The organism is Saccharopolyspora terrae (assembly GCF_004348435.1).
GTDB lineage: Bacteria > Actinomycetota > Actinomycetes > Mycobacteriales > Pseudonocardiaceae > Saccharopolyspora > Saccharopolyspora endophytica.
Genome location: NZ_SMKS01000016.1, coordinates 1 through 12,359, shown reverse-complemented (window position 1 = coordinate 12,359; position 12,359 = coordinate 1). Strand labels below are relative to the sequence as shown.

11 protein-coding genes are annotated in these 12,359 nt (G+C 71.4%); 2 read left to right on the top strand and 9 right to left on the bottom strand.

Annotation, left to right across the window (positions count from 1 at the left end; translation table 11 throughout):
• Positions 1 to 294 precede the first annotated feature (294 nt).
• Together E1181_RS12110 and E1181_RS12105 are read left to right on the top strand one after the other, a co-directional pair.
• Positions 295 to 1,113 (top strand): IclR family transcriptional regulator, encoded by an 819-nt coding sequence (locus E1181_RS12110; RefSeq protein ID WP_132674137.1) that lies wholly within the window; start codon positions 295 to 297, stop codon positions 1,111 to 1,113.
• A gap of 217 nt (positions 1,114 to 1,330) precedes the next feature.
• Positions 1,331 to 2,812, top strand: a complete 1,482-nt coding sequence (locus E1181_RS12105) for an alpha/beta hydrolase (protein WP_132674135.1) — start codon at positions 1,331 to 1,333, stop codon at positions 2,810 to 2,812.
• Positions 2,813 to 2,848: 36 nt separating this feature from the next.
• On the opposite strand, the gene E1181_RS12100 is transcribed toward E1181_RS12105, so the two are convergent.
• From E1181_RS12100 to E1181_RS12060, 9 genes are all read right to left on the bottom strand, one after another.
• Positions 2,849 to 3,853: an amidohydrolase family protein gene (locus tag E1181_RS12100; RefSeq protein ID WP_132674133.1), complete on the bottom strand. Its 1,005-nt coding sequence runs from the start codon at positions 3,851 to 3,853 to the stop codon at positions 2,849 to 2,851.
• A gap of 18 nt (positions 3,854 to 3,871) precedes the next feature.
• Positions 3,872 to 4,978, bottom strand: a complete 1,107-nt coding sequence (locus tag E1181_RS12095; protein ID WP_132674131.1) for a zinc-dependent alcohol dehydrogenase — start codon at positions 4,976 to 4,978, stop codon at positions 3,872 to 3,874.
• Positions 4,975 to 6,039 carry a hypothetical protein gene (locus E1181_RS12090; protein ID WP_132674129.1) on the bottom strand — a complete coding sequence of 355 codons (1,065 nt, stop codon included), beginning with the start codon at positions 6,037 to 6,039 and terminating at the stop codon, positions 4,975 to 4,977. The genes E1181_RS12095 and E1181_RS12090 overlap by 4 nt, the downstream gene beginning before the upstream one ends.
• Positions 6,036 to 6,578 carry a UGSC family (seleno)protein gene (locus E1181_RS12085; RefSeq protein WP_132674127.1) on the bottom strand — a complete coding sequence of 181 codons (543 nt, stop codon included), beginning with the start codon at positions 6,576 to 6,578 and terminating at the stop codon, positions 6,036 to 6,038. Before E1181_RS12085 ends, E1181_RS12090 begins: the two co-directional genes overlap by 4 nt.
• An 11-nt stretch (positions 6,579 to 6,589) precedes the next feature.
• Positions 6,590 to 7,879 (bottom strand): phenylacetate--CoA ligase family protein, encoded by a 1,290-nt coding sequence (locus tag E1181_RS12080; protein WP_132674125.1) that lies wholly within the window; start codon positions 7,877 to 7,879, stop codon positions 6,590 to 6,592.
• A 17-nt stretch (positions 7,880 to 7,896) separates the two neighbouring features.
• On the bottom strand, positions 7,897 to 9,015 hold the full coding sequence (locus E1181_RS12075; RefSeq protein WP_132674123.1) for an NDMA-dependent alcohol dehydrogenase: 1,119 nt from the start codon (positions 9,013 to 9,015) through the stop codon (positions 7,897 to 7,899).
• On the bottom strand, positions 9,012 to 9,983 hold the full coding sequence (locus tag E1181_RS12070; RefSeq protein ID WP_328590880.1) for an LLM class flavin-dependent oxidoreductase: 972 nt from the start codon (positions 9,981 to 9,983) through the stop codon (positions 9,012 to 9,014). Before E1181_RS12070 ends, E1181_RS12075 begins: the two co-directional genes overlap by 4 nt.
• Before the next feature lie 76 nt (positions 9,984 to 10,059).
• A complete protein-coding gene (locus tag E1181_RS12065; RefSeq protein ID WP_132674121.1) occupies positions 10,060 to 11,169 on the bottom strand; it encodes an NDMA-dependent alcohol dehydrogenase in 1,110 nt (369 codons plus the stop codon).
• Positions 11,170 to 11,402: 233 nt separating this feature from the next.
• The gene (locus E1181_RS12060; protein ID WP_132674119.1) at positions 11,403 to 12,224 is read right to left on the bottom strand and encodes a PhzF family phenazine biosynthesis protein; all 822 of its coding nucleotides are present in this window, start codon (positions 12,222 to 12,224) and stop codon (positions 11,403 to 11,405) included.
• Positions 12,225 to 12,359: the final 135 nt, after the last annotated feature.

The following is a 12,359-nucleotide window of genomic DNA, read 5'->3' as shown; positions in this document are numbered from 1 at the left end:
TCACGTTCTCGCCGCTACAGAGTCACCAACCCGCCCCTCCGGGTGCAGGCCGGTTCCGCCCGGCGAAAGGGAAACTGCACGATCGCACCGTCCGGCAGCGATGACGATCGCCGGGACATCCGCACCTGGCGATGGCCGCAGCGGTGGTACGTCGTTTGTCGCGGAACGGGTGCGCCGTTGCGGCGGAGGTGGCGGAAAGCGGGCCTCGTCCCTTGTGATGCCGCGCTCGGGCTGGCAAGACTGGGGCGGAGGCAACAGACCCGAGCTGGCGACGTTGACAAAGGGGTCGGCGTGATGGCGGTTGTACCGGAAGTGGAGACCACAGCGGGAGATCCGGCCGATCGGCGGCCCACCGCGGCCGGCAAGGTGCTCGCGGTGCTCGACGCGTTCGGACCGCGGCACCGGACCCTCTCGCTCAGCGAGATCTCCCGCCGCGCGGGGCTGACGCTGCCGACCGCCCACCGCCTGGTGCGCGAACTGCTCGGCTGGGGCGCGCTGGAGCGCGACGACGAAGGCCGCTACTCGGTGGGGCTGCGCCTGCTGGAGCTGTCGGCGCTCGCACCGCGCGGCCTGGAGCTGCGCGAAGCCGCGTTCCCCTACCTGCAGGACCTGCACCAGATCACGCGCGGCAACGTGCACCTCGGCGTCCGGGACGGCGTCGAGGTCGTCTACGTCGAGGCGATCCGCGCGCGGGTGCGCAACCCGGTGTCGAGCCGGGTGGGCGACCGCTGGCCGATGCACGTGACCGGCACCGGCCTGGTGCTGCTGGCCTTCGCCGACTCCGATCTGCAGGAGCAGGTGCTCGATTCGCCGCTGGAGCGCTTCTCGCCGCTGACGGTGGTCGATCCCGCCGAGCTGCGCCGCAAGCTCGCGCAGATCCGCCACACCGGTGTGGCCGTCGCGCGCGGGCAGATCACCCTGCCGGACATGGTGGTGGCGGTCCCGGTGCACAGCCCGCGCGGCGAGGTCATCGCCTCGATCAGCGTCGTGGTCGAAACCGCCGAAGCACGCCCGCGCGAGCTCACCGCCCTGCTCACCCAAGCCTCCCGGGCGATCGCCCGCGGCCTCGACCCCGGCCGGAGACTCCCCCTCCGCCCGGTGCCCCAACTGTGAGAGCTCGTCGACGACGTCGCGCCGCTGCTCGAACATCACCGCGCCGCGCCTGGTGAGACGAGCTCGCCGTGCGCTGCGAAGCCTCCGCGCGCATCGCCACGACCGACACCTGGCTGGATCAACTCCCGAACCCCTAGGGGCCGATCCGGGGATGACCCGGTGCCGCGAGCGATCTTCTCCGTCCATGCTGGATCCGGGGGAACCGGAGAGGAGTCGCATGAGTCAACGAGTTCTGGCGATCGTCAGCGCGATAGCGCTCACGCTGGTAGCCGCGCCCGCGTTCGCCGAGCCGGCCTCGCCACCAGCGCCGCCGATCAACTGGCAGCCCTGCGCGGAGAAACCGGAGGTGGAGTGCGGCGCGGTGGAGGTGCCGGTCGATTGGTCGAAGCCGAACGGTGAGACCCTTCAGATGGCAGTCGCCCGACGCAAGGCCACCAGCCCCGAGCAGCGAATCGGCTCGCTGATCTACCTGGAAGGCGGACCGGGCGTGTCCGGCGTCTCGACCGTGCTCGACGCGGCCCCGTTCTCGCCCGAGATCACCTCCAGGTTCGACGTCGTCGGCTTCGACGCGCGCGGTGCTGCCGGCAGCGCGGGCGTGCGGTGCGATGCGGGACTGCTCGAGAACATGCCGGAGTTCGTTCCGGACGGTACGGCCGAACAATTCGACAGCCTCCGCGGCTACGTCGAGCAGCTCGGGAACAGCTGCCGGCAGCACAGCGGTGCGCTGCTGGACAACCTGGACACCGGGAGCGTGGCCAACGACGTCGATGTCCTCCGCGCGGGTCTCGGAGAGGAGCGGGTCAGTCTCTTCGGCTTCTCCTACGGCACGTTGACCGGCCAGATGTACGCCGAGCGGTTCCCGCACCGGGTTCGCGCTCTGCTGCTGGACAGCGTGGTGGATCACAGCCTCGACACCGAGGAACTCGTGACCACCGGGGCGGTCTCGGCGGAGGACAGCTTCAACGAATTCGTGAAGTGGTGCGCGGAAACCCGGTCGTGCGCGCTGCACGGCGAGGACGTCACCGCGCTGTTCGACACCTTGTACGAGCGCGCGAAGCGCGGTGAGCTGAACAGGCCCGGATCGAACGAGAAGATGACCCCGACCGCGCTCAGCGAAATCATGACGCGCGGAGCCTACGGGCCGGTCTGGCCCTCGATGGCCGCCAGGTTGAAGAGCCTCCGGGACGAGGGGTATGCCGACGTAGCGGCGCGCGACGTCGACGAGCGGAATGCCATTCCCGATGAAACGGCGCTGTTCTGCGCGGACTGGAACACGCGCATCGATTCGGCGCGACGTTTCCAGCAGCTGTGGGACGCGCAGGCGCAGGCCGCGTCGCAGCTGCGCTACAGCATGTTCTGGAAGTTCGCCTCGCTGTGCGCCAGCTGGCCGGCGGAGTCGAAGAACCCGCAGCACGAGCCGAGGTTGAGCGGTCCCGCGCCGGTGCTGATCATGAACGCCTTGCACGATCCGACGAGCGGCTACAACTGGGCGACCGAGGTGGACCGTCAAATCGAGAGCGCCGAGCTGTTGACCTACGACGGTTGGGGCCACGGGGTCTACGACCGCAGCCAGTGCACCGTGCGGGCCGCCGACCGGTACCTGATCGACCTGACCGTGCCGAAGCCGGGCGCGCATTGCTCAGCGGTGCCGCCGGAGCAGCAGGGCGGTGCGCCGACCCAGCTGGCCATCGGGCACTGACACCGGAGGTCGAGCAGCGTTCGACCGGTTCCCAGCTCAGCCCGGCGGGTCGATTCCGAGCCAGGCGAAGGCGTTCTCGCCGGTGATCCGGCGCAGCGCGTCCGGCGGCAGGTTCATCGCGCGCAGCGTCCGGGCGGCGGGGTCCTCGCGGGGCATGGCCGGGAAGTCCGAGCCGACCAGGAGCCGGTCGGCGCCGAGGAGGTCGACGAGGTAGCGGATCGCGCGGTGGTCGAAGACCAGGGAGTCGTAGTAGAAGCGCCGCGCCTGCTCCAGCGGTGAGGGGCCGTCGTCGGGGGCCACCGCCCGGTCGAGGTCCACGGGCTCCTCGTTCCACGAGCCGCCCCAGAAGTACTGGGCGCGCGGCAGCATCAGCGGGTAGCCGCCCGCGGCGTGGCTGAAGGCGATGCGCAGGTCCGGGCACTGGGCGGCGGTCCCACCCACGACCATCGACGACGCCGCCAGCGCGCCTTCCAGGCCCACCACGTAAGTCCCCATCGCCGCGGGCGGGAGGCGGTCGGTGGCAGTGGGCATGGCGTGCACGAACACCGCGAGCCCGAGCCGTGCGGCCTCGGCGAAGAACGGCAGGAACCGCTCGTCGCCGATGGATTCGCCCGCGATGTTGGAGGCGATCTCCACCCCGCGCAGACCCTGGTCCCGGATCGCGGTGAGCTCGGCGGCGGCCGATTCCGGGTCCTGCAGCGGAACCATCCCCAGACCTAGCAAGCGCTGCGGATGGGTTCGGCACAGGGACGCGGCGAACTCGTTGACGTGCCGCGCCAGCGACAGCCCGTCGGCCGGCGGCAGGTCGTAGCGCAGCAGCGGCGGCATCGGGCTGAGCACTTCGACGTCCACCCCGGAGGCGTCCTGCGCCTCGACGCGCCGCTCGGCGTCGAAGAACACATCCCTGGCGCGGAACTTCAACGCGCCGAACAGCAACGTGCGCGCGGTGTCGCCGTCGATCGGCTCCATGCGCGGGAAGCACTCCGGGGCGTCGGCCGGGTAGTCGTGGGGCAGCAGGTGCGCGTGCGCGTCGACCAGCACGGATTCCTCCCGGCGGGATCAGTTGTGGGGGTGGACCGACACGTGCACCGGCGATTCGCCCGGCACCTCGCCCGCGAGGGTCTCCACGGCGAGCGCGGTGTCGTCGAGCCCGAACGTGTGGGTGTGCAGCTTCTCCAGCGGGAACCTGCGCGACTCGATGAGCCGGATCGCCGCGGCGTTGGACTCGGCGTCGACGCCGAACGCGCCGAACACCCGCAGGGCCCGGTTGATGATCAGGTCCGTCCGCAGCGGGACCTCGCGGTTGCCCTTCAGCCCCGCCAGCACGACCCGCCCGCCGTGCCTGGCCACCAGCAGGGCGTCGGTGACCGGTTGCGCGGCCATCGGCGTGAGCTCCAGGACCACGTCGGCCATCACCCCACCGGTGATCTCGGTGACCCGCTGCACGACGTCCTCGGCGTGGTCCCCGTCGACGATGATGGTGTGGTCGGCGCCGAACTCTGCTGCCAGCGCCAGCTTGTGGGCGTCGGACTCCAGGCCGGTGACGATGATGGTGCCCGCGCCCGCCGCGCGCGCCGCGATGACGCTGGCGATGCCGCGCTGACCCGCACCGAGCACGACGACGGTGTCGCCGAGCTGGATGCCGCCCAGCTTCGCCGCCCACCGCACACCGGCGCCCAGCGGGTTGAACATCGCGGCGACCTCGGCGGGCAGCGTGTTGTCGATCTTGTGGAGGATGGCGTTGGGCGTCAGGTAGAGGTGCTCGGCCATGCCGCCCCACAGGCTCGGGGCGACGTCGATCCCGGTGACGCCGTGGCCGATGGTGCGGTTCTTGCACCCCTGGTAGCGGCCGGTGAGGCAGTCTCCGCACACCCGGCACGGCACGATGACCTCCAGCGCCACCCGGTCGCCGGGCTGCACGCCCCACCGCTTCGCGGCCTCCTCGCCGATCTCCTCGACGATGCCCATCGGTTCGTGCCCGGGGATGACCGGGAACCCGCCGCGCATCGCCATGTGGCCCTTGTACATCTCGACGTCGCTGCCGCAGATGCCGTTGGCCTCCACGCGCAGCAGCCCGTCGTCGGCGCCGATCTTCGGCCGGTCGAACTCGCGGATCTCGATCTTCCTCGGCCCGGTCTGCACCGCGGCGCGCACCTTCTCGCTCATGACTGCCTTCCCGTCCGCTGGAGCTCGTCGTCGATCCGCACCGCCGTGCCCGACCACTCGCCGAAGAGCCGCACCACCATGGAGATCCCGGCGTTGCGCGCCCCGGCCACCAGCAGCGGGAGGTGCGTGCGGCTGTCGCCGGGCAGCAGCCGGTCGAACTCCTCGGGCCTGGTGCCGTCGGCGTGGCGGACGCCGTTGTCGCTGAGCCCGTCCTTCCCGGCCGCGGCGAGGTCGCGGACCGCGCGCCCGCAGCGCTCGGCCAGCCACGCGCGCACCTCGGTCTTGCCGAACCCGGCGCCGGCGAGCAGCTGGGCGTGCTCAGGGCAGAACACGATGCCCGCGCCCGCGTGCCGGAAGATCCAGGAGCCGGTGCGCGAGATCGTGTCGGCGAAGTCGGCGAGCAGCTGCTCGGGGTCGCTGGTGTGCCGGTTGTCGACGAACTCGCAGGTCCGCAGCAGGGTCGCCGACACCGCCGAAGCACCCGCCGGGGCACCGGTTTCCTCGGCCAGCGGTTCCCAGGGGGATTCCTCCTCGTTCTCGGCGAGGCAGATCTGCCAGCGCCCCGGCAGACCCTGGGTGGCCTGCTCCAGCACGTGCGGGCGCACGCCGAAGACGTTGCGCACGATCAGTCCGATCGCCCGCGCGACCGTCGCGTTGGCTCGGAAGCCCGGCCCGAACGCTCCCCCAGCACCGTTGAACCCCAGGCGTTCGCGGACCGGCCCGTTGACGACGATCAGCGGGGCGGGTCCGCTCGTGGACTGCCAGCCCCCACCGGTGGCGGCCCGCTCCAGCATCAGCGCGTCCCACGCGGCCAGCACCACCGGGAAGTGCTCGGGTCGGCATCCGGCCATCGCGGCATTGATCGCGGCGAGCTCGACGGTCACGACCCGCTCGAACTGCGGCAGCCGGCCGATCACCTCGTCGGGTTCGCGCCGGGCCTCGGCCAGGAACCGGTCCACCAGCGGCTGCGACGCCGGCACCAGCGGCAGCCCGTCGGACCAGTCCTGCTCGTAGCAGTGCTCGATGGCCTGCTGCGCCAGGTCGGGGTCGGGCGCGGTCACGAGCTCTCCCCCGTCAGCAGCGCCACGACCTCGGGCAGCACGTCCCTGGCGCGCTGCCGCACCTGATCCGGGGTGAGGATCGCGACCGGGTGGGCGGTGGTGGCGTAGCGGTAGCCGGGGTCGCCGCGCAGTTCGGCCATCGCGTCTGCGGTGGCCGCGAAGGCGTCGCTGCAGATCACCGCCGCGGGCAGCCCGGCCCGCTCGAACAGCAGGCCGTCGGCCACGGCCGAGGCGCTGCACGACCCGCAGTCGCCCACGCCGGTGAGCACCACGTCGCAGCGCTCGGTGAACTCGGCGATCAGCTCGGCGGGAGCGGGCTGGGCGATAGCCCGCTTGGTGCGCAGGACTTCGACACCGGCCGCGCCGTGCTCGCTGCACAGCAGCTCGGCGAGCTCGCGCAGCATCAGGTCGGCGTTCTGCTTGGTGTTCTCCAGCAGGCCCACCCGGGCGCCGACCAGACCGGCCGGGCGCTCGGCGAGTCCGGCCGCCTCGCGGGCGGTGGTCGCGCCGCCGGTGGGGTCGAGGATTCTGTTGGGCACGTCGGCTCCTCTCAGCTCGCGATCCGGGTGAGCCGGGTCTTCATCTCGGAACGTTCGAGGGATCCCGGTGGCACCAGCTCCACCTCGGCGCGCACCGACAGGCGCGTGCGGATCGCCTCCTCGATGCGGGTGGTCAGTTCGGCCTGGTCGCCGGGCTGCTCGCCGCGTTCGACCTGCACGCGCAGCGGTGGTTCGACGCGCGGCCCGGCTTCGGGCAGCACGACCTGGATGGCTCCGGTGGTCCGCGGGTGCATGGCCTGCACCAGATCCCGGATGGCCGAGGGGAAGACGTTGACGCCGAGCACGATGAGCATGTCGTCGGTGCGGCCGAAGCAGCGGATCAGCGGCATCCCGTCGTCGGCGACACCGGTGATCACCACCCGGTCCCCGGTGCGGAAGCGCACCAGCGGGCAGCACTCCCGGTCCACCGAGGTGTAGACGAGCTCGCCGCGCGCACCGGCCTCCGGCACGACCACCTCGCCGCTGTCGGGGTCGACGAGTTCGACGAGGACGTGCCGGCCACCGGTGAAGCGCATGCCGGCGGTGCCGGGTCGTTCGCCGAACAGGACCGGGGCCATGTCGGCGTTGCCGAGACCTTCGGTGACCGGCGCGCCCCACTCCCTCTCGACGTGCTCGCGGAACGCGGGCTCTCCCCCGCCGGGTTCGCCACCGACGAAGATCCTGCGCAGCCCGAACTCCCTCGGGTCGCGGCCGCGCGCCCGCAGGTGCTCGGCCAGGTAGCGGGCGTAGGACGGGGTGGAGTGCAGGGCCGTGACGCCGAGGGTCTCCATCGCCTGCACGACCTTCTCCGACGCCCCGGTTCCGATGGGCACGAACGTCGAACCGATCCGCTCGAACGCGTCGCGCACCGGGAGGCCGCCGACGAACAGCGTCAGCCCGGCCGCGTGCACCACGACGTCGTCGCTGGTGGCGCCCATGGTCCGGAAGGCGCGGGCGACCATCTCGGTCCAGGCGGCGGCATCTCGCCGCGTCACGCCCACCCAGCTGGGCCTGCCGGTGGTGCCGGTGGAGGCGTGCACGCGCACCACGTCGGCCAGCTCCGCTCCGGCGTGGGTGCCCAGGGGCGGTCTGGCGGATTGGGATTCGCGCAGCATCGGTTTCGTGGTGAAGGGGAACTTGGCGAGGTCTTCGAGCGAGTCGAACGCGGCCGGGGTGATGCCGTGCTCGGCGAACTTCCCGGCGTAGAAGGCGGATCGCGCCGGCAAGCCGTCGAGCTGGGCGCGGAGCAGGTCGAACACGGCGTCGCGGTCGTCTGGCGCGACGAAGCTCGGCGTGACCAAGGTGATCCTCCGGTGGCTCAGGACTCGTGGACGACGACGCCGCGGATGTTCTTGCCGTCGGCCATGTCCTGGTAGGCGTCGTTGATCTGATCCAGCCGGTACTTGCGCGTGACCAGCTCGTCGAGCTTGAGATCGCCGGAGCGGTAGAGCCCGAGCAGCCGGGGGATGTCGTAGAGCGGGTTGGAGTCGCCGAACAGGGCGCCGCGGATCTGGCGCTGGTAGCTGATGGTGTTGCCCGCGTGCACGTGCACGGTGTTCTCGCCGAGCTTGCCGACTGCGGTGATGGTGACCTTGCCGCCCTTGCCGACGACCTGGACGGCGGACTTGACGACCTCTTCGGAGAGCACCCCGGGCGTGCAGATGGCGTGGTCGGCGAGCTGTCCCCACGTCGTCTCGACGACGAAGTCGTGCGCGGAGTCGGCGTCGGAGAAGGTGTGGGTGGCGCCGAAGACCTTCGCCATGTCCCGCTTGAACTCCACCGGATCCACCACGACGACGTTCTTCGCCCCGGCGTAGCGGGCGCCCTGCACCGCGTTGCTGCCCACACCCCCGGCCCCGTAGATCACCACCGTGTCCCCGGCGCGGACACCGGCGGCGTGCACCGCCGAACCCCAGCCCGTCGGCACCCCGCAGCCGACGAGCGCGCCGATCTCGAAGGGGATGTCGTCGTCCAGCGGCACGCACGCCCACTCCGACACCACCGCGTACTGCGAGAACGTCCCCAACGTGCAGAACCCGCCGAGGTCCTCGTCGCCGAGGTGGAACCGGAAGGTGCCGTCGAGGAACATGCCGGTGCCCGCGTTGAGGCCCTTCACGCACATGTTCTGGTGCCCGGTCGAGCACGGCCGGCAGGCGCCGCAGGCGGGGATGTAGGAGCACACGATGCGGTCGCCGGGCTTGACCCGGCGCACGTCCGGGCCGACCGACTCGACGAATCCCGCGCCTTCGTGACCGCCGACGATCGGGAAACGCACGGGCGCGTCCCCTTGCGTGATGTGGTCGTCGGAGTGGCAGAGCCCGGCGGCGTGGAACTTCACCCGGACCTCGTGCGATCCGGGTTCGTCGAGCGCGAGCTCGGCGATTTCCCAGCCTTCGTGCGGCCGGTGCGCGATGGCGGCGCGCGTGGTGATGGTCATGACGTGACCCCCGTTTCCGGCTGTGCCGCTCCCGGCACGTGCGGCAGCACCTCGGCACCGATCAACGCGATCTGGTCGAGGTCGTGGATGTCGTAGACGTGCAGGTAGACGGTGTCCGCGCCGATCTCGGCGAGCTCGCCGATCCGGTCGGTGAGGTGGTCCGGCGCACCGATGGCGGCGTGGGCGCGCATGAACTCCGAGCCGATCACCTCGGCCCGCCGGTCGACGTCGGCGCGGGTGGTGCCGCAGGCGACCGGCAGCACCGCCGAGTGCCGCGCGTTCCCGGGATCGCGGCCGATCGCCTCGCAGGCCCGGTCGAAGATCGCGAAGCGCTCGCGCAGGTCGCCGCCCAGGGCTCCGTTGAACTCGGCGGCGTAGCGGGCGGCGATCGCCGGGGTCCGCTTCGGTCCGGCGCCGCCGATGATGATCGGCGGACCAGGCAGCTGCACCGGACGTGGCGGGGTCCGGTTGTCGTCGATGCGGAAGTGCTCTCCCCCGAAGGAGAACCCGGGAACCGCACCGGTTTCGGTGGACCACAGTCCGGTGAGGACGGCCAGCACCTCCTCGAGCCTGTCGAACCTCCTCCGGGTGGTCGGGAATTCGAGGCCGAAGGCATCGTGCTCCCTGCCGTACCAGCCGGTTCCGATGCCGAGTTCGACCCGGCCTTCGCTCATCTCGTCGACGGAGGCGACGATGGCGGCCAGCAGTCCCGGCGGCCGGAAGGTGCTCGCGGTGACCAGCGATCCGAGCCGAACGCGGCTGGTCTCGCGGGCCAGCCCGGCGAGCGTGGTCCAGCAGTCGGTGGGCCGGTACTCGGGGGTCGTCCGGGTCGACGCCGAGGAGGTGGTCGGATCGGAAGAACGCCTCGAACCCGGCCCGCTCGGTGGCCCGCGCCAGCGCGAGGACGTCGGCGTAACGCGCTCCGTGGCGGGGCTCCATGAGCACCCGCATGCGGACCCCGCTCTCATGCGGCGCCATGCAACGCCACCGCCTTCGGCCTGAGGTCCGCCACAGCAATCGTCATCGATCTGCTCCTAGCGGGGGTCACTGCTCGTGGACGACGACGCCGCGAACGTTCTTGCCGTCCACCATGTCCTGGTACCCCTGGTTGACCTCGTCCAGCCGGTACCTGCGGGTGATGAGCTCGTCGAGCTTGAGGTCCCCGGACCGGTAGAGGCCCAGCAGGCGCGGGACGTCGTGCAGCGGGTTGCAGCCGCCGAAGATCGCACCCTGCACGCGCCGCTGGTAGCCGATGAACATCCCGGCCGGGGCGTCGATGCTGCCGTTGCCGACGGCGGTGATGGTGACCTGCCCGCTCTTGCCGACGACCTGCAGCGCGGAGTCGATGACGGCGTCGTGCAGCACGCCGACGGTGATGATGGCGTGGTCGGCCAGCTCTCCCCAGGTGGTCTCCACGACGAACTCGTGGGCCGATGCGGCGTCGGCGAAGGTGTGGGTGGCGCCGAAGACCTCCGCCATGTCCCGCTTGAACTCCACCGGATCCACCACCACCACGTTCTTCGCCCCGGCGAAACGAGCACCCTGCACCGCGTTGCTGCCCACACCCCCGGCCCCGTAGATCACCACCGTGTCCCCGGCGCGGACACCGGCGGCGTGCACCGCCGAACCCCACCCGGTCGGCACCCCGCAGCTGACCAGGGCGGCGACGTCGAACGGGATGTCGTCGGCGATCTTGATGCAGGAGAACTCCGAGATCACCGCGCGCTCGGCGAAGGTGCCCAGCACGCACAGCCCGCCCAGGTCCTCGCCGTCGAGGTGGAACCGGAAGGTGCCGTCGGCGAACATGCCGGTGGAGGCGTTCTTCCCGGCGTCGCACAGGTTCTGGCGACCCGTCGAGCAGTACCGGCAGGAACCGCAGGCCGGGATGAACGAGCACACCACGTGGTCCCCGACGGCGACCCGGGTGACGCCCTCCCCGACCGCGTCGACGACCCCCGCGCCCTCGTGCCCGCCGACCACCGGGAAGCGCATGAACGCGTCGCCCTTCTGGATGTGGTCGTCGGAGTGGCACAACCCGGCGGCGTGGAAGCGGACCCGCACCTCGTTCGCCTTCGGTTCGTCGAGCTCGACGTCGGTGATCTCCCAAGGCCGACCGGGCTCCCGGCAGATGGCGGCACGCGTGGTCATGCTCATGTGGGCCTCGTTCCTGGACGATCGGCACGGCACATCCGCGGGGGTCTCGCGGTCCTGGACCGGCGAACGCGCTCACCCGCAACGCGTTTCACGATGCCCCCGCCCGCCCCGGCCCGGCGACACCGCTTCTGCGACGCGGAAGCCGCAGCCGCGGAACGGCCCGGAACGGCCGAACCGGGCCCGCACCACGTGCGAGCCCGGTTCGGTTGCCTGCGCTGTCCTGGAGCGCGCCCTCAGATCTCGACCGTGCCGTCGATGCAGGTGACCGTGCTCCCGCCCACCCAGATGGCGTTGCGCTCGTCGGTGTCGACGCGGACCCGGCCGGCGCGACCGAGGGCCGTTCCCTGCCGGGTGGTGTAGGGGGCCGTCGTGCGGCCGGTGGACAGCAGCCATGGGGCGAGGGAGGCGTTGAGGCTGCCGGTGACCGGGTCCTCCATGCACCCGCCGCCGCCCGGGGAGAACGCGCGGACCTCGTACCTGGCGGGTCCGTCCGCCGGGTGCGGGCCCGCGACACCGATCTTGAGGTCGTCCCGGTACGAGGGCTCCAGCGCCAGCACCGCATCGGCGTCGGACAGCAGCAGCGCGACCCATCCGGGACCGTTGTCGGCCCACCGCGCGTCCACGACCTCGCTGCTGTCGATGCCCAGCGCTGCGGCGATGCGGTCCAGGAGTTCCGGTTCCACCGGGCCGGAGCGCAGCAGCGGGGGTGCCTCGAAGGCCAGTCCGCCATCGGTGCGGCGCACCGTCACCAGCCCGGCGCCGCACTCCTGGACCACCGCGTCGCGCTGCCCGTGCACCGACTGCCAGGCGTGGCAGGTGCCCAGCGTCGGGTGACCGGCGAAGGGCAGCTCGGCGGAGGCGGTGAAGATCCGCACCCGGTAGTCGGCCTCGTCGCTGGTCGGCGGCAGCACGAAGGTCGTCTCCGACAGGTTCGTCCACGCCGCGAAGCGCTGCATCTGCGCGTCCGTCAGGCCTTCCGCGTCGAGCACGACCGCGACCGGGTTGCCGTAGTACGGGACGTCGGTGAACACGTCAACCTGCTGGAACCTCCGCATGAACGCATCCTAGTAGTGCTTTGTTAGGTCGGTAATCGGTGGATGTGTTGATGGCAGGTGGGGCAGGTGCCGGACCAGGTGGCGAGCAGGGTTTGTAGCTCGCGGATGATCTTGTAGAGGGTCAGGCTGCCCCAG